At 70.4% G+C, this 16428-nt stretch carries 15 protein-coding genes and 1 tRNA gene; 1 reads left to right on the forward strand and 15 read right to left on the reverse strand.

Annotation, left to right across the window (positions count from 1 at the left end; translation table 11 throughout):
* Nucleotides 1-11: 11 nt before the first annotated feature.
* Nucleotides 12-96 (forward strand) — tRNA-Leu (locus D3A59_RS07990).
* A gap of 223 nt (nt 97-319) precedes the next feature.
* On the opposite strand, the gene D3A59_RS07995 is transcribed toward D3A59_RS07990, so the two are convergent.
* From D3A59_RS07995 to rlmN, 15 genes are all read right to left on the reverse strand, one after another.
* Nucleotides 320-841: a phosphoribosyltransferase gene (locus D3A59_RS07995; RefSeq protein WP_119154389.1), complete on the reverse strand. Its 522-nt coding sequence runs from the start codon at nt 839-841 to the stop codon at nt 320-322.
* A gap of 49 nt (nt 842-890) precedes the next feature.
* Entirely contained in the window at nt 891-2222 is a 1332-nt protein-coding gene (locus tag D3A59_RS08000; protein WP_119154390.1) for an adenylosuccinate synthase, read from the reverse strand.
* A gap of 51 nt (nt 2223-2273) precedes the next feature.
* Complete coding sequence (locus D3A59_RS08005) at nt 2274-3437, reverse strand: ATP phosphoribosyltransferase regulatory subunit (RefSeq protein WP_119154391.1); 1164 nt, start codon at nt 3435-3437, stop codon at nt 2274-2276.
* 215 nt (nt 3438-3652) lie between these two features.
* Nucleotides 3653-4543 (reverse strand): protease modulator HflC, encoded by an 891-nt coding sequence (gene hflC / locus D3A59_RS08010; protein WP_119154392.1) that lies wholly within the window; start codon nt 4541-4543, stop codon nt 3653-3655.
* Nucleotides 4544-4574: 31 nt separating this feature from the next.
* Nucleotides 4575-5831 carry an FtsH protease activity modulator HflK gene (hflK, locus tag D3A59_RS08015; RefSeq protein ID WP_240635985.1) on the reverse strand — a complete coding sequence of 419 codons (1257 nt, stop codon included), beginning with the start codon at nt 5829-5831 and terminating at the stop codon, nt 4575-4577.
* A gap of 107 nt (nt 5832-5938) precedes the next feature.
* The gene (hflX, locus tag D3A59_RS08020) at nt 5939-7186 is read right to left on the reverse strand and encodes a GTPase HflX (protein WP_240635986.1); all 1248 of its coding nucleotides are present in this window, start codon (nt 7184-7186) and stop codon (nt 5939-5941) included.
* Nucleotides 7187-7248: 62 nt separating this feature from the next.
* Nucleotides 7249-7491 (reverse strand): RNA chaperone Hfq, encoded by a 243-nt coding sequence (gene hfq / locus D3A59_RS08025; RefSeq protein ID WP_119154395.1) that lies wholly within the window; start codon nt 7489-7491, stop codon nt 7249-7251.
* A gap of 68 nt (nt 7492-7559) precedes the next feature.
* Nucleotides 7560-8903: a ribosome biogenesis GTPase Der gene (gene der / locus D3A59_RS08030; protein ID WP_119154396.1), complete on the reverse strand. Its 1344-nt coding sequence runs from the start codon at nt 8901-8903 to the stop codon at nt 7560-7562.
* A 13-nt stretch (nt 8904-8916) separates the two neighbouring features.
* Nucleotides 8917-10059 (reverse strand): outer membrane protein assembly factor BamB, encoded by a 1143-nt coding sequence (gene bamB, locus D3A59_RS08035; protein WP_119154397.1) that lies wholly within the window; start codon nt 10057-10059, stop codon nt 8917-8919.
* Entirely contained in the window at nt 10056-10721 is a 666-nt protein-coding gene (locus D3A59_RS08040; RefSeq protein ID WP_119154398.1) for a YfgM family protein, read from the reverse strand. Before D3A59_RS08040 ends, bamB begins: the two co-directional genes overlap by 4 nt.
* A gap of 41 nt (nt 10722-10762) precedes the next feature.
* Nucleotides 10763-12049 (reverse strand): histidine--tRNA ligase, encoded by a 1287-nt coding sequence (gene hisS / locus D3A59_RS08045; RefSeq protein WP_119154399.1) that lies wholly within the window; start codon nt 12047-12049, stop codon nt 10763-10765.
* A gap of 104 nt (nt 12050-12153) precedes the next feature.
* Nucleotides 12154-13446: a flavodoxin-dependent (E)-4-hydroxy-3-methylbut-2-enyl-diphosphate synthase gene (gene ispG, locus D3A59_RS08050; protein WP_119154400.1), complete on the reverse strand. Its 1293-nt coding sequence runs from the start codon at nt 13444-13446 to the stop codon at nt 12154-12156.
* 41 nt (nt 13447-13487) lie between these two features.
* Nucleotides 13488-14441 carry a helix-turn-helix domain-containing protein gene (locus D3A59_RS08055; RefSeq protein ID WP_119154401.1) on the reverse strand — a complete coding sequence of 318 codons (954 nt, stop codon included), beginning with the start codon at nt 14439-14441 and terminating at the stop codon, nt 13488-13490.
* Nucleotides 14438-15241, reverse strand: coding sequence for a type IV pilus biogenesis/stability protein PilW (gene pilW / locus D3A59_RS08060; protein ID WP_119154402.1), 804 nt, complete (start codon nt 15239-15241; stop codon nt 14438-14440). Before pilW ends, D3A59_RS08055 begins: the two co-directional genes overlap by 4 nt.
* Entirely contained in the window at nt 15238-16383 is a 1146-nt protein-coding gene (gene rlmN, locus D3A59_RS08065) for a dual-specificity RNA methyltransferase RlmN (RefSeq protein ID WP_119154403.1), read from the reverse strand. The genes pilW and rlmN overlap by 4 nt, the downstream gene beginning before the upstream one ends.
* Nucleotides 16384-16428: the final 45 nt, after the last annotated feature.

Genomic DNA, 16428 nt, shown 5'->3' on the forward strand with positions numbered 1-16428 from the left:
TGAACACCGCAGCCCAGGTGGCGGAATTGGTAGACGCACTAGTTTCAGGTACTAGCGGGTAACTCCGTGGAGGTTCGAGTCCTCTCCTGGGCACCAAACATTGAAGCCTCGCATCGCAAGATGCGGGGCTTTTTTGTTGCCTCGATCCCGATTGTGCGGCACGCGCCCCTGGGCCCGTGCCGGTGCCGCGCATTGGCGGAATCCGCTCATCGGATGCACCGGCCTTGCGCCCGTGCAAACGACGCTCCCGCGCCCGGGTCGGCGGACACCCGGAAAATCGGCCGGTCGCAGGTTTCGATCATGCGCCGGCCGCCTCCGCTCAGACCTCGTACTTGCGCGCCAGCCCTTCGGGCCGCAGACCGTCGTACTCCTCGAAGGGCTGGTGGATCCAGGGGCTGGTCGGCAGCATCTCGACGTAGTAGTCGGGGATGTAGGTCGACACGCCCTTGACCCAGATCACCGCCGAGCGCAGCTCGCTGATCTGCGGCATGCCGCGCAGGCGCTCGACCACGGCCTTGAGCGTCACGCCCGAGTCCGACAGGTCGTCGACCAGCAGCACCCGCCCGGCGAGCTCGCCCTTGGGCATCGTGATGTACTTGGCCATGTCCAGACGACCCTGGATCGTGCCGGCCTCGGCGCGATAGGAGCTCGTCGACATGATCGCCAGCGGCTTGTCGAACACGCGCGACAGCACGTCGCCGGGGCGCATGCCGCCGCGCGCCAGGCACAGGATCTGGTCGAACTGCCAGCCGGAGTTGTGCACCTTGAGCGCAAGGCGCTCGGTCAGCATGTGGTATTCGTCCCAGGAGACGTACAGATGTTTGCCGTCGTCGGTCAGCATGGAAGTTCCTCGTACTGCGAAGTTCCGCTCGGTTGCCGTGAGTGCCGCGTCACGCCTGGTAGGGGTGGCGCAGCAGGATGGTGTGGTCGCGATCCGGGCCGGTCGAGACCATCGCGATCGGGGTGCCGATGAAGCGCTGCACGCACTCCAGGTAGCTGCGCGCGTTCGCCGGCAGCGCGTCCCAGCTGGTCACGCCGAAGGTGGTCTCCTTCCAGCCAGGGAAGGTCTCGTAGACCGGCTGGCACGCGACGATGTCGTCGGCGTCGAGCGGCAGGATGTCGATGCGCTGCCCGTTCAGCTCGTAGCCGACGCAGACCTTGATCTCCTCGAGCCCGTCGAGCACGTCGAGCTTGGTGATGCACAGGCCCGTGATGCCGTTGATGATGATCGAGCGCTTGAGCGCGGCGGCGTCGAGCCAGCCGCAGCGGCGCGCGCGGCCGGTGACGGTGCCGCGCTCCTGGCCGACGGTGGACAGGTGGTGGCCGATGGTGCCCGGCTCGTCGATGGGCAGCTCGGTCGGGAAGGGGCCGCTGCCGACGCGCGTCGTGTAGGCCTTCGTGATGCCGAGGATGTAGTGCAGCTGGTCGGGACCGACGCCGGAGCCGGCCGCGGCGTTGCCGGCGACGCAGTTGCTAGACGTGACATAAGGATAGGTGCCGTGGTCGATGTCGAGCAGCGTGCCCTGCGCGCCCTCGAACAGGATGTTGGCGCCTTCGCGGCCGGCCTTGTGGATCATGTAGCCCACGTCGGCCATCATCGGCTTGAGCTGCTCGGCGACCTTCATCGCGTGATCGAAGATCGGCTGGAACTCGAGCGGCTGCGACTTCAGGTAGCCGGCGAGCGCGAAGTTGTGCAGCTCGAGCAGCTCGCGCAGCTTCTTCTCGAAGCGCTCGGGGTGCTTCAGGTCCTGCACGCGCAGCGCGCGGCGCGCGACCTTGTCCTCGTAGGCCGGGCCGATCCCCTTGCCGGTGGTGCCGATCTTGCCGGCGCCGCTGGTCTCGCGCAGCGCCTCGCGCGCCTTGTCGACCTCGACGTGGAAGGGCAGGATCAGCGGGCAGGACTCGCTGATGAACAGGCGCGAGCGCACCTCGAGCCCGGCGGCCTCGAGCCGCTCGATCTCGGACAGCAGGTGCGTCGGGTCGACCACCACGCCGTTGCCGATGTAGCAGGGCACGCCGTCGCGCATGATGCCCGAGGGGATCAGCTGCAGCGCGGTCTTCTTGCCCTTGATCACCAGGGTGTGGCCGGCGTTGTGGCCACCCTGGAAGCGGGCCACGCCCTGGGCATGGTCGGTCAGCCAGTCCACCACCTTGCCCTTGCCTTCGTCGCCCCATTGCGTGCCGACGACGACGACGTTGCGCCCACGGATTTGCTGCGTCATGGAATCAGTTCCTGAAATCGATCAAAAAGGGAAAAGCGCAGTCCGTTGCGCTCACAGCGGGACGACGGCCCAGTCGCCGCCGGACTGCACCAGTGCGCGGTCGCAGTCGAACTCCTGCACTTCGTGTTCGTGCCCGGGCAGCACGCAGACGACGGTCTCGCCCTGCTCGCGCAGCCGGCGCACCGCGGCACGCAGCCCGGCATCCTCGCCCCAGGGCGCGCGGATCGCGGCACGGACGCCGTCCACCTGTGCCATGCGCACGAGCGCCTTGAGATCGGCGCTGAAGCCGGCCGCCGGTCGGTTGCGGCCGAACACCGCGCCCACCTCGTCGTAGCGCCCGCCGCGCACCAGCGTGTCGCTGCAGCCGGCGGCGTAGATCGCGAAGCGGGTGCCGCTGTAGTAGGCGTAGCCGCTGAGGTCGGCGAGGTCGAAGCCGACCGTGACCGCCGGGTAGGCGCGCCGCACATGCTCGCTCAGCCAGCGCAGGTCGCGCAGCGCGGCGGCGATCCCCTCGTGGCGCGGCAGCACGCGCTCGGCCTCGTCGAGCACCTCGGCGCCGCCGTAGAGCGACGTGAGGGCCAGCAGCCCTTCGCGCGACGCGGCCGGGAAATCGGCGCTGAGCGCGCGCAGCGTCGGCGTGTCCTTGGCCGCCAGCGCGGCATAGACCTCGTCGCGCACGCCCTGCCCGAGCCGCACGCCGTCGAGCAGCGCGCGCACGATGCGGGCATCGGCCAGGTCGATGATCAGCTCCTGCATGCCGGCGCGCTGCAGGCAGTCGAGCGCGAGCTCCTGCGCCTCGAGATCGGCCTCCAGGCCGCCGTGGCCGTAGATCTCGGCGCCGAACTGCAGCGGCTCGCGCGTCGAGTGCAGGCTCGCGGGACGGGTGTGCAGCACGGGGCCGCAGTAGCACAGGCGGGTGACGCCCTGGCGGTTGAGCAGGTGCGCGTCGATGCGCGCGACCTGCGGCGTCGCGTCGGCGCGCACGCCCATCGTGCGGCCGCTGAGCTGGTCGACCAGCTTGAAGGTGCGCAGGTCCAGCTCTCGCCCGGTCCCGGACAGCAGCGACTCGAGGTACTCGAGCAGCGGCGGCATCACGAGTTCGTAGCCGTAGCCGCGCGCCATGTCGAGCATCGCGCGCCGCAGTTCCTCGATGCGTCGCGCCTCGCTGGGCAGGACGTCGGCAATGTGCTCGGGCAACAGCCAAGCAGACGACATAGGAAATACCGGGGGGTTAAAAAGGCAATTGTACCGGTGCCCCGGTACCACGGCCAGAAAGCACGCGGCGGGAGCGCCACTGGCTGCCGGCCGCCGCTGCCCTGTCCGCGGCGGAGTTGCCGTTGCGCAACCGCCGGCAACGACGCGGCACAGGCACTCCGGGAGGCGGCGCGGGACAGGAGTCCCGCGCCGAAGCTACTTCGCGAGCGCGGTGCTCAGCGGGGTGCGGCGGCGGGTGCGCCCAGCCCGCGCATCGCGCGGAAGAACTCCGAGTTCGGGTCCACCACCATCACGTCCGACTTGTTGCGGAAGGACTGGCGATAGGCCTCGAGGCTGCGGTAGAAGTGCGCGAACTGCGGGTCGCGGCCGAACGCGGCGGCGTACAGCGCGGCGGCCTTGGCGTCGCCCTCGCCCTTGACCTTCTGCGCCTCGCGGTAGGCCTCGGCGATGATCACGTCGCGCTGGCGGTCGGCATCGGCGCGGATCGTCTCGCCTTCGGCGGCACCGGTCGAGCGCAACTCGTTGGCCACGCGCTTGCGCTCGGACTCCATGCGGCGGTAGACCGAATCGGTGATGTTGGCGGAGAAGTCGACGCGCTTGACGCGCACGTCCACCACCTCGATGCCGAAGTTCTTGGCGTCGTCGGCAAGGCGCGCGCGCACGCCCTCCATCACCTTGTCGCGCTCGGTGGAGAGCACCCCGCGCACGGTGCGGCGCGTCACCTCCTCGTTGAAGGCCGCCTGCACGATCGGGGTCAACCGGTTCTCCGCGTTGCGCACGTCGACGCCGTTGTTGCGGATGAACTGGCGCGGGTCGGTGATGCGCCACTTGACCAGCCAGTCGATCACCAGCGTCTTCTTCTCGGCAGTGAAGATCGGGCGGGTTTCGGGGCTGTCGAGCGTCAGGATGCGCCGGTCCAGGAACACGACGTTCTGGAACGGCGGCGGCAGTTTGAACTTCAGGCCGGGCTCGGCGACGACCTCCTTGATCTCGCCGAGCGCGTAGACCACCGCGAACTTGCGCTGGTCGACGACGTAGAGCATGGAGCTTGCGATCACCAGCAGCAGCAGGATGCTCGAAGCAATCAATCCGATACGGTTCTTCATCAGGAAGCCTCTGTTCTTCTTGTCCTGGCCGTCAGCGGGTTTCCCGCTCACGGCTGCGCTGCGCGTCCCGGGTGCGGCTGTTCTCGACCGCTGCCGGTGCGCTGCTCGTGGTGCCGCCGCCCTCCGCCGCGGCCGGAGCGCTCGCCGCGCCTCCGGCCACGCCCGGCGAGCCCGCCTGCTGCATCAGCTTGTCCAGCGGCAGGTAGAGCAGGTTGGAGTTGCTGCGCGTGTCGACCATCACCTTGCTGACGTTCGAGAACACCTGCTGCATCGCATCGAGGTAGAGGCGGTCGCGCGTCACGCCCGGCGCCTTCTCGTACTCGGCCTGCACGGAGCGGAAGCGGTCCGCATCGCCGTCGGCCTGCGCGACCACGCGGGCGCGGTAGGCCGCGGCCTCCTCGCGCAGACGCGCTGCCGTGCCCTGTGCGCGCGGGATCACCTCGTTGGCATAGGCCTGACCCTCGTTCTTGAGCCGCTCGCGGTCGGCGCCGGCGCGCACCGCGTCGTCGAAGGCCGCCTGCACCTGCTCGGGCGCCTGCACGCTCTGCACGTTGACGTTCGCGACGATGATGCCGGCCTTCAACCGGTCGAGCTGGTTCTGGATCGACTTCACCAGTTCGACCGCGAGCGCATCGCGCTGCTCGTAGAGCACCGAGTCCATCAGGCTGCGACCGACGATCTCGCGCACGGCCGAAGCGGCCGCCTGCGTGACCGCCTCGTCGGGCCGGTAGTTCTCGAACAGGTACTCGCGCACGTCCTTGAGCCGGTACTGCACGGTGAAGCGGATGTCGACGATGTTCTCGTCCTGCGTCAGCATCGACGAGTCGCGCAGGCCGGTGGCCGGCGCGACCGCGGCCGCACCGACCTCCACCGAGCGCAGCTGCGTGACGTTGACGACCTCGTGCGACTGAAAGGGATAGGGCATGCGCCACTTGAAGCCGGCGTCCACCGTGTGGCTGTAGCGGCCGAAGGACATCACCACGCCCTGCTGCCCTTCCTGCACGATGAAGAAGCCGCTGCCCAGCCAGATCAGCGCGACGACGCCGGCGATCAGGCCGATGCCGATGCGGGCGTTCCTGAAGTCCGGCGGGAAGCCGCCACCGCTGCCGTCCCCATCCCCGCCCCCCTGGCGGCCGGGGCCGCCCGGCTTGCCGCCGAACAGGCCGCTGAGCTTGCGGTTGAAGTCGCGCCACAGTTCGTCGAGGTCGGGCGGGCCGTCGTTGCGGCCGCCACCGCCCTGATTGCGCAGCGGCTCCGGCCTGGAAACGGCCGGCAGACGCGCTGCCACGCTGGCGGAAAAAGCGCGCGCCAGCGCGATCGTCAACTCGGCCAGACGGCCGGGAAAGGAAGCGACGGCCGGACGCCGGACATTGTGATTCGTGTTGTTTGTCATGCTCATGCAATCAGAACCGGAATATCGGGATCACGGTCGTCTTTGCCATCGTTACGGTCGGGCACATTGGTGTCTTCACCCGAAACGTTGGTTCCCGGAATCGCCGACCCCTCGTCCCAGCCCGGCATCCCGTGCACCGCCGCGTGCGCGATCGCGCCGCGCAACAGGTCCAGCCCCTCTCCGCTCGCCGCGCTGACGAACACGCGCTCGACGCTGCGGTTGGGCTCGAGCTCGAAGCGGTCGTGCGCCGAGCGCGGGCGCTGGCTGGCGTCCAGCAGGTCGGCCTTGTTGAACACCAGCAGCTGCGGGATGTCGCTGGCGCCGATCTCGTGCAGCACGCGCTGCACCTCGACGATCTGGTCCTGCCACACCGGGCTCGCGCCGTCGACCACGTGCAGCAGCAGGTCGGCGTCGGCGGCCTCCTGCAGCGTGGCCTGGAAGGCCTCGACCAGGCCGTGCGGCAGGTCGCGGATGAAGCCGACGGTGTCGGACAGCGACACGGCGCGCTCGGCCTCGGCCAGGTAGAGCTGGCGCGTGGTGGTGTCGAGCGTCGCGAACAGCTGGTTGGCCGCGTAGCTGCGCGCCTTGACCAGCGCGTTGAAGAGCGTGGACTTGCCGGCGTTGGTGTAGCCGACCAGCGAGACGCGGAAGGTGTTGCTGCGCTCGCGCGAGCGGCGCTGCGTCTGGCGCTGGCGCTTGACCTTGACCAGTTGCGTCTTGAGCGCCTTGATGCGCTCGCGGATCATGCGCCGGTCGAGCTCGATCTGGGTCTCGCCCGGACCGCCCCGGTGGCCGACACCGCCGCGCTGGCGTTCCAGGTGGCTCCAGCGCCGCACCAGGCGCGTGGACAGGTACTGCAGCCGCGCGAGCTCGACCTGCAGCTTGCCCTCGTGGCTCTGCGCGCGCTGCGCGAAGATCTCGAGGATCAGCGCGGTGCGGTCGGCCACCGAGACGCCGAAATGGCGCTCGAGGTTGCGCTGCTGCACCGGGGTCAGTGCCTGGTCGAACAGGACGGAATGCGCCTGGTGCTGCTCGACCAGGGCCTTGATTTCGTCGGCCTTGCCTTCGCCGACGAACAGCGCGGCGTCAGGCGCGCGGCGCTTGGCGGTCAGCCGAGCCACGGGCTGGTCGCCGGCCGATTCGGCCAGCAGCGCCAGTTCATCGAGAGTGGGGTCGAAGGACGAGCCGGGACCGAAGTCCACGCCCACGAGCACGGTCGGATGGGGCGTCGTCGAGACGGTGGCGCTCAATGTGGATGTCGGGTGGGGGTGTGTCGGTGTAATCGGGCCCGCTTTCGCGGGCCCGGGCAGCATCAGCTGGCGTCGTTGGGTTCGCCCGCGTGGAAATTCACCGCGCGACCGGGAACGACCGTGGAGATCGCGTGCTTGTAGACCATCTGGGTGACGGTATTGCGCAAGAGCACCACGTATTGATCAAAAGACTCAATGTGGCCCTGCAGCTTGATGCCGTTGACGAGATAGATCGACACCGGCACATGCTCCTTGCGCAGCAGGTTCAAAAAGGGGTCTTGTAGGAGTTGCCCTTTGTTGCTCACGATATTCTCCGTGTTGAGTTTTTGGACTTCCGACGTTAACACAGGGTTTGCAGTACCCCTCCCCCCAGTCAGGATTCCTTGTCCGTGAAGGGGTTGCGGGACGAGCGCATCTCGATGCGCAAGGGCGTGCCGACGAGCTTGAAGTGCTCGCGGAAGCGCCCCTCCAGGAAACGCTTGTAGGCGTCGGTGACGTGCTCCAGCGAGTTGCCGTGGATCACGATCAGCGGCGGGTTCATGCCGCCCTGGTGCGCGTAGCGCAGCTTGGGCCGGAACATGCCGGCACGCTTGGGCGCCTGGTGCTCGACCGCCTCGTGCACGAGACGCGTGAGCACGGGCGTGGACATCTTCTTGAAGGCCGAGGCGTGCGCGTCAGCCACCGCCTTCCACACCGGGCCCAGGCCCTGCCGCTTGAGCGCCGAGATGTGCAGGATCGGCGCGAACTTCAGGAAGGCGAGCCGCTGCTCGATCGAGCGCTGCAGCATCTCGCGCTGGTAGGCGTCGACCGCGTCCCACTTGTTGATCGCGATGACGACCGCGCGGCCGCTGTCGAGGATGTAGCCGGCGATGTGCGCGTCCTGGTCCGACACGCCCTGCGTCGCGTCGAGCAGCAGCAGCACGACGTTGGCCTCGGCGATCGCCTGCAGCGTCTTGACCACCGAGAACTTCTCGATCGCCTCGAACACCTTGCCCTTGCGGCGCAGGCCCGCGGTGTCGATCAGCTCGAACTTCTGCCCGCCTCTCTCGAAGGGCACGCGGATCGCGTCGCGCGTGGTGCCCGGCATGTCGAAGGCCACCAGCCGCTCCTCGCCCAGCCAGGCGTTGATCAGCGTGGACTTGCCCACGTTCGGCCGTCCGGCGACCGCGAGCTTGATCGGGCCGTGCCCCTCGGCGGGCGCGGCTTCCGCGTCGTCCTCGTCGAACACGAAGTCCTCGAGCGCCGCGTCGAGCAGGCTGCGCACGCCCTGGCCATGAGAGGCCGACACCGGCAGCGGCTCGCCCATGCCGAGCTCGTGGAACTCGGCCACCGCGGGCGAGTCCTGCATGCCCTCGGCCTTGTTGGCCGCCAGCAGCACCTTCTTGCCGCAGGTGCGCAGGTAGCGCGCGATGTCGTGGTCCTGCGCGGAGAGACCGCCGCGCACGTCGACGACGAAGACCACCACGTCGGCCTCGGCGACCGCCTGGCGCGTCTGCTTGGCCATCTCCTTGAAGATGCCTTCGGAGGAGTCGGGCTCGAAACCGCCGGTGTCGATGACGATGTACTCGCGGTCGCCGATGCGGCCGTCGCCGTAGTGGCGGTCGCGCGTGAGGCCCGCGAAGTCGGCCACGATCGCGTCGCGCGAGCGGGTCATGCGGTTGAACAGCGTGGACTTGCCGACGTTGGGTCGGCCGACCAGCGCGATGACGGGTTTCATCAGGAAGGATGCCTCATTCGATGCGGAAGGCGAACACGCCGCCGGAGCGGGTGACCACCACAAGATTGCCGGCGGCGAGCACCGGTGCGCCCACCACCGGCGAGCCGTCGGTGGAGACGCGCGCGAGCGGGCGGCCGTCGTCGCGCGACAGCAGGTGCACCCAGCCCTCGCCGTCGCCGAACACGACGGCCGACGGCGCGAGGGCGGGACTGCCCAGGCCACGGAAGCGGAAGCGCTCGCTCTGCCACGCGACCTCGCCGTTGGCGCGGCGCCACGCGGTGATGCGGTCGGTGCTGTCGGCGCCGTAGACATGCCGCTCGTCGGCCTGCAGGCCCTGCGCACCGCTGGTGTTGCGGCTCCAGGCGAGCGTCGCGCTGTCGGCGTTGACGCAAGCCACGGCGGCCTGGTAGGCACGTGCGCAGACCATGTCGCCGACCCGCGCCGCGGGCCCGACGAGATCGGCGAGGCGCTCGACCTCGTTGGTGCCACGCGGCGACGCGAGCAGCACGTCCCAGCGCATCGTGCCGTGCAGCGGATCGAGCCCGGCCAGGCGCGTGCCCTGCCCCACCAGCAGCGTGTCGCGCACCGGCAGCAGCACGCCGGGCTGTGCGAGCGTCAGCGGGTCGCCCGGGCGCTGCAGGCGCCACAGCCGCGTGCCGCTGTCCGCGTCGAAGGCCTGCACCGAGCGGTCGGTGCCGTAGACGAACACGCGCTCGCCCGCCAGCAGCGGTGCGGTCAGCGAACGCGCGCCGAGCGGCTGCTTCCAGCGCACCGTGCCGGACTCCATCACGACCAGGTCGCCGCCGCGCGTCACCACCGCGACGCGGCGTGCGTCGCTGCCGACGCCGGCCCCGATCTCGGCACCCGCGGCGCCCCGCCACAGCGGCTGCCCGCTGTCGGCGGCGAAGGCGGCGACCGTGCCGTTGCTCGACGCGACGACGATCGCATTGCCCTGCGTTGCGATCCTCAGCGGCAGCGCCGCGGTGCCGATGCGCTGGTTCCAGACCGGACGCACCGTCAGCGCGGGGGCCAGGGGCTCGAGCGGCGTGGGCTTGGGCTTCTCGGGCGTGCTCGAGCAGGCGCCGAGCAGCGCGGCGAGCGCGAGGACCGGCAGCGGCCGGGCCAGGCGTGCGAACAGGCGGGCGGCGCCGCTCATCGCGCCGCCCCCGAGGCGGCGTCGGCGGCGGCAGGCGCGGCGCCGAGCGCGGTCAGCTTGGCCTCGACGAGCTGCCGGTAGTCCTGCGTCGCCGGCATGGCGGCCCAGGCCTTCTGGTAGGCGGCGCGGGCCTGGTCGAGCTGGCCCTGCGCGCGCAGGATGTCGCCGCGGCGGTCGGCGGCGAGCGCCTCGAACTGCGCCGGCACGCCCTCGGTGAGCTTGAGCGCCTCGTCGTAGGCCTTGCGCTCGAGCAGCAGCGCGGCGCGGCGCAGGCGCGCGATCGCACGGTATTCGGCCTCGCGCGCGTTGTCGCCGACCCAGGCGAGCGCAGCCTCGGCCTTCTCGTTCTCGCCCTTGTCGTGCAGCACGCGCGCGGCCAGCAGGCCGGCCTGCTCGGCGTAGGCGGTGCGACCGTAGCGCTCGCGCATGTCGCTGAAGGCGCGCTCGGCCTTCTGCGCATCGCCGGCCTGCGCGGCGCGCTCGACCTCGTCGTACAGCACCCCGGCCTTGGCGGCCTGGTCGCGCTGCCACCAGCTCCAGCCGTTCCAGGCCGCGAACGCCAGCAGCACGACGGTGATCACGCCGGTGATCAGGGTGCCCCAGCGCTTCCAGAAATGCTTGATGTCCTCAAGCTGCTCTTGTTCGTCGAGATGAGTTGCCATGCCTCGGCCCGTTCGGTCTTGTTGTCTGAAATAAAGGCGGATTATGCGGCGCGCAACTCGGCGGCCCAGGCGGCGACATCGGCGAGCGTGCGGGTGCTCTGCGCCGCGCCCGCGTCGCGCAGCGGCTTCACCGCCACCTCGCCGCGCGCGAGCTCGTCGTCGCCAAACACCAGCGCGACGCGCGCGCCGCTCGCGTCGGCCTTCTTGAACTGCGACTTCATGCTGCCCCAGCCGTCCTTGCCGGCGGCATGCATCAGCACCGCCACGCCCTGCTCGCGCAGCGCCTCGACGGTCTTCATCGCCGCGGCCAGCGCCTGCGGCCCCGGCACCACCGCGTAGACGTCGGGCGCCTTCGGCGCCCGAGCGGTGCCGAGCTCCTTGAGCAGCTCGAGCACCCGCTCCATGCCGAGCGCCCAGCCGACCGCGGGCGCGGGCTTGCCGCCGATCTGCTCGATCAGGTAGTCGTAGCGCCCGCCGCCGCAGACCGTGCCCTGCGAGCCGAGGCGGTCCGTGACCCACTCGAAGACGGTGAGGTTGTAGTAGTCCATGCCGCGCACCAGGCGCGGGTTGATGCGGTAGGGCACGCCGTTGGCGTCGAGCACCGCGCGCACCGCGTCGAGGTGCGCGAGCGAGGCCTCGCCCAGGTAGTCCATCAGCTTCGGAGCCGCTTCCACCAGCGCCTGCATCGCCGGGTTCTTGGTATCCAGAATCCGCAGCGGGTTGCTGTGCAGCCGGCGCTGCGCCTCGGCGTCGAGCTGGTCGCGATGCTGCTCGAAGTAATTGATGAGCGCCTCGCGGTGCGCGCGGCGCTCGTCGGGCTGCCCCAAGCTGTTGAGCTCGAGGCGCACGTCCGCGAGGCCCAGGTCCTGCCACAGCGCGCGGCACATCAGGATCAGCTCGGCGTCCACGTCCGGTCCCGCGAAGCCCAGCGCCTCGGCGCCGATCTGGTGGAACTGGCGGTAGCGGCCGCGCTGCGGGCGCTCGTGGCGGAACATCGGGCCCATGTAGTAGATGCGCTTGCCGCCGTCGTAGAGCAGCGAGTGCTCGACCACCGCGCGCACGACGCCGGCGGTGTTCTCGGGCCGCAGCGTCAGGCGGTCGCCGTTCATGCTGTCCTCGAAGGAGTACATCTCCTTCTCGACGATGTCGGTGACCTCGCCGAGGCCGCGCACGAACAGCGGCGTGGGCTCGACGATCGGCGTGCGCAGGTTCTGGTAGCCGTAGCGCTGCATTAGCGCGCGCACCTTCTCCTCGAGCCATTCCCACCGCGCCGAATCGGGCGGCAGGATGTCGTTCATGCCCTTCACTGCCTTGAGTTGTTCTGCCATTTGTCGTGTCTGCGTGTCGTCCGGAAAAGCGCGCGCGCCGGGACCGGCCCGGCGCGACGCTGCGTGACTGTACTGAAATGCCGGCGCGCCGGCGCGTGCGAGGCTCAGGCCGCGGTGCCCGGCGCCTTCGCGGCCGTGCCGAAGCGCCGCTCGATGTAGTCCGCGACCAGCGCGTGGAATTCCTCGGCGATGCGCTCGCCGCGCAGCGTCACCGCCTTCTCGCCGTCGATGTAGACGGGTGCGGCCGGGGCCTCGCCGGTGCCGGGCAGGCTGATGCCGATGTCGGCGTGCTTGCTCTCGCCCGGGCCGTTGACGATGCAGCCCATCACCGCCACGCGCAGGTTCTCCACGCCGGGATACTGCGTGCGCCACAGCGGCATCTGCGCGCGCAGGTGGTCGTCGATCTGCTTGGCGAGCTCCTGGAACACCGTGCTCGTGGTGCGCCCGCAGCCCGGGCAGGCGGTCACGCTCGGCACGAAGGCCCGCAGGCCCAGCGCCTGCAGGATCTCGAGCGAGACGACCACCTCCTGCGTGCGGCTCTCGCCCGGCTGGGGCGTGAGCGAGACGCGGATCGTGTCGCCGATGCCCTCCTGCAGCAGCACCGACAGCGCGGCCGCTGAGGCGACCGTTCCCTTGGTGCCCATGCCGGCCTCGGTCAGACCCAGGTGCAGCGCGTAGTCGCAGCGCTCGGCCAGCGCCCGGTAGACCGTGATCAGGTCCTGCACGCCGCTGACCTTGCACGACAGGATGATCTGGTTCGCGTCCATGCCGATCGCCTCGGCGCGTTTCGCGGACTCGATCGCCGAGGTCACCAGCGCCTGGTACATCACCTGCTGCGCGTCCCACGGCTTCGCACGCGAAGCGTTCTCGTCCATGAGGGAGGCGAGCAGCTCCTGGTCGAGGCTGCCCCAGTTGACGCCGATGCGCACCGGCTTGGCGTGGCGGATCGCGACCTCGATCATCTGCGCGAACTGCCGGTCGCCCTTGGCACCCTTGCCGACGTTGCCCGGGTTGATGCGGTACTTGGACAGCGCCTCGGCGCAGGCCGGCACCTCGGTCAGCAGCTTGTGGCCGTTGTAGTGGAAGTCGCCCACCAGCGGCGTGTCGATGCCCATGCGGTCGAGCTGCTCGCGGATGTGCGGCACGGCCTGCGCGGCCTCGAGCGTGTTGACGGTGATGCGCACCATCTCGGAGCCCGCGAGCGCGAGCTCCTTGACCTGAATCGCGGTGCCGATCACGTCGACCGTGTCGGTGTTGGTCATCGACTGCACGCGCACCGGCGCGTCGCCGCCGATCGTGACGACGCGGTCGCCCCAGACGACGCGCGCCTGGCGCGAGCGGCGCGGCGCCGGGCGGGCGGCCACGGTGAAGAAATCGCGGTTCTGGGAATCTTGCATGGCGGCGGGATCGGGTCGACGTGGAACGTCCGGCGAAGAGCTCACTGGAGCTCGAGGCGGGCGACGTTGTTGCGGGATTGCGCGCGCAGGTCGAAGGGCTTGCCCCGCACGGTCAGCTCGGTGCCGCCGACGTTGCCGACCTTCAGCTGCATCGGGAAACGGCCCGCGAGCGTCACCGCTTCGCCGCCGGCGAGCTGACGCGACAGCAGCGTCCTGCCGTCCGCGTCGCGCAGCTCGACCCAGCTTGGCGCGCTCGCGCGCACCACCACCGCGTCCGCAGCCTGTCCGGCGGCGGGCACCACGGCCGCCGCGGGCACCGAGGCCGGCGACGGTGCCGCAGGAGCGGGCGCCGGCGGCACCGCGGCGGGGGGCGGCACGGCGGGCAGCGCCGCGGGAGGCGGCACCGCGAGCGGCGGCGTTGCTGCCGGCGCCACGCCGGAGGCGGCCGGATCGAGGGGCACCGGCTCCGAGGGAACGGCTCCGGTGCCGGGCAGCGGCGTCTCGACGACCGGGTCCTGCGCCGCCTCGCCGTCGTCCATCGACGGCAGCATGCCGGCCGGCAGGGCCCACAGGATCAGCGCCGCGACCACCAGCAGCGCCGAGACCACCACCACCGGGCGGCGCAGCGTGTCGGCCTTCAGCAGCTCCTGGCGGCGGGTGCCGTCGCGGAAGGGCTGGTTCAGGCCCTGCGCCACATGCTCGAGCTCGGACATCCGCACGTCGGGCAGCTGCGCGAGCACCGGCGCGGGGTCCACCTTCAGGAAGCGGCACACGGTCTTGGCCAGCGCACGCGCGAAGGTCGCGTCCGGCAGCGCGTCGAGCCGGTCGGCCTCCAGCGCCTCCAGCTTCTGCGGCGTGACCTTGATCGCGGAGGCGAGTGCCGACAGCGGCATGCCGTTCTGCTCGCGCGCGGCGCGCAGCATCTGGCCGGCCGTCATCGAGGTCGCCGCCCCGGCGCCGTCATGCGCAGGCAAGGTGCGCTCGTTCTCAATCATTCAAACAATCCCTTGTCGTAGGCCGCGGCCTGCGCCGACTGCGGAAAGCGCCGGCGCAGCTGGCTGCCGAACTCCTCGGCCCCCACCCGGTTGCCGAGGCGGTGCTCGATGCGCGCGGCGAGCCACAGCGTCTCGGCCGTCACGTACTCGGGCACCGAGTTGACCCGGCGCACGTAGAAGCGCGCGCGCTCGGCCTCGCCGCGCCGCAGCAGCACCAGCGCGAGGTTGACCCCGGTGGCCGGGTTGCCCGGATCGAGCTCGTAGCCGCGGACGAGCGTCTTCTCGGCCTCGGCCAGCTCTCCGGCGCGCGCCTGGCAGACGCCCTTGGCCAGCAGTGTCTTGGAAGCGTCCCGGTACAGCGGCGCGGCCAGGGCCGCGTCGAACTGCGTCATCGCTTCGGCGAATCGTCCCCGCTGGCACAGGAACCATGCGTGGTTGTGCGCGGCGTTGCCGTCGCGCGGGTTGAGCTGGAGCGCGCGGCGGAAGCTCTCGTCGGCGAAGCGCTCGTCGCCCAGCGCGGCGTAGATCAGCCCGCGCAGGCTGTAGGCCTCGGCGCGGTTCGGGTCCGCCTGGATCGCCTGCTTGACCTCGTCGAGCGCGGTCTCGAGCTGGCCGCGCGCGAAGTAGCCCGACGCCAGCTCCAGCCGGATGCGCGCCCGCTTCTGCGCGTCGGTCTCGTCCGACGCGGTGACGATGTCCCGGCCCGCCGTCCCGGCGCAGCCGCCGAGCAGGACGGCCAGGCCGAGGCAGCAGGCGGCGAGCAGCCGCCGTGGCGGGGCGAGGCGGCGTGAGCCGGTCATCGTGATCCCTGCGAACGCGCCGGGCCGGAAGCGGGCCGCGGCACGATCGCGATCGGTGCGCGCGTCATGCGCTGCTCGACCCGCGTGCGGTCGCGCACCTCGCCGGCGAGCTGGCCGCAGGCCGCGTCGATGTCGTCGCCGCGCGTCTTGCGCACGGTGGTGACGATGCCGGCGTCGATCAGCACCTTCGCGAAGGCCTGCACGCGCTCGCGCGGCGAGCGCTTCAGGCCCGAGGCCGGGAAGGGATTGAACGGGATCAGGTTGAGCTTGCACGAGACCTTGCCGCGCACCAGCGCGACGAGCTCGCGCGCATGCTCCTCGCTGTCGTTGACCCCGTCGAGCATGCAGTACTCGAAGGTCACGAAGTCCCGCGGTGCCTTGTCCAGGTAGCGGTTGCACGCGTCCATCAGCTCGGCGAGCGGGTACTTGCGGTTCAGCGGCACGAGCGGGTCGCGCAGTGCGTCGTTGGGCGCATGCAGCGACACCGCGAGCGCCACCGGGCAGTCGTCGCGCAGCCGGTCCATCATCGGGACGACCCCGGAGGTGGAGACGGTCACGCGCCGCCGCGACAGGCCGTAGCCGTGGTCGTCGAGCATCACGCGCAGCGCGGGCACGAGCCGGTCGTAGTTCTGCAGCGGCTCGCCCATGCCCATCATCACGACGTTCGTGATCGCGCGCTCGCCCGGCGCGAGGTTCAGGCGCCCGCGCAGGTGGTGCTCGGCATGCCACAGCTGCGCCAGGATCTCGCCGGTGGCGAGGTTGCGGCTGAAGCCCTGGTGGCCGGTGGAGCAGAAGCGGCAGCCGACCGCGCAGCCGGCCTGCGAGGACACGCACAGCGTGCCGCGGTCTTCCTCGGGGATGAACACCGCCTCGACCGCGTCGCCGTTGCCGACGTCGAACAGCCACTTGATGGTGCCGTCGGTGGAGGCCTGCTCGCTGAGGATGGGCAGGCCGCAGATCTCGGCGCTGCCGGCGAGCTTGCCGCGCAGCGACTTGGCGAGGTCCGACATCTGGTCGAAGTCGGACGCGCCCTTCTGGTGGATCCAGCGGAACAGCTGGGTGGCGCGGAAGCGCTTCTCGCCGAGCTGCTCGCAGAAAGCGGCCAAGCCGTCGAGATCGAAATCAAGCAGATTGGCCGCCATGTGCACTCCTCTGGTTGAGGACGCGATTCAACTACTGGGTACTAC

Origin of the sequence: Caldimonas tepidiphila, assembly GCF_003569765.1 — a bacterium.
Classification (GTDB): Bacteria; Pseudomonadota; Gammaproteobacteria; order Burkholderiales; family Burkholderiaceae_C; genus Caldimonas; species Caldimonas tepidiphila.

Coding starts and splice junctions, on each gene's coding strand:
- D3A59_RS07995 (WP_119154389.1), bottom strand. CDS start 841: ATGCTGACCGACGACGGCAAACATCTGTACGTCTCCTGGGACGAATAC.
- D3A59_RS08000 (WP_119154390.1), bottom strand. CDS start 2,222: ATGACGCAGCAAATCCGTGGGCGCAACGTCGTCGTCGTCGGCACGCAA.
- D3A59_RS08005 (WP_119154391.1), bottom strand. CDS start 3,437: ATGTCGTCTGCTTGGCTGTTGCCCGAGCACATTGCCGACGTCCTGCCC.
- hflC (WP_119154392.1), bottom strand. CDS start 4,543: ATGAAGAACCGTATCGGATTGATTGCTTCGAGCATCCTGCTGCTGCTG.
- der (WP_119154396.1), bottom strand. CDS start 8,903: ATGAAACCCGTCATCGCGCTGGTCGGCCGACCCAACGTCGGCAAGTCC.
- bamB (WP_119154397.1), bottom strand. CDS start 10,059: ATGAGCGGCGCCGCCCGCCTGTTCGCACGCCTGGCCCGGCCGCTGCCG.
- D3A59_RS08040 (WP_119154398.1), bottom strand. CDS start 10,721: ATGGCAACTCATCTCGACGAACAAGAGCAGCTTGAGGACATCAAGCAT.
- hisS (WP_119154399.1), bottom strand. CDS start 12,049: ATGGCAGAACAACTCAAGGCAGTGAAGGGCATGAACGACATCCTGCCG.
- ispG (WP_119154400.1), bottom strand. CDS start 13,446: ATGCAAGATTCCCAGAACCGCGATTTCTTCACCGTGGCCGCCCGCCCG.
- D3A59_RS08055 (WP_119154401.1), bottom strand. CDS start 14,441: ATGATTGAGAACGAGCGCACCTTGCCTGCGCATGACGGCGCCGGGGCG.
- pilW (WP_119154402.1), bottom strand. CDS start 15,241: ATGACCGGCTCACGCCGCCTCGCCCCGCCACGGCGGCTGCTCGCCGCC.
- rlmN (WP_119154403.1), bottom strand. CDS start 16,383: ATGGCGGCCAATCTGCTTGATTTCGATCTCGACGGCTTGGCCGCTTTC.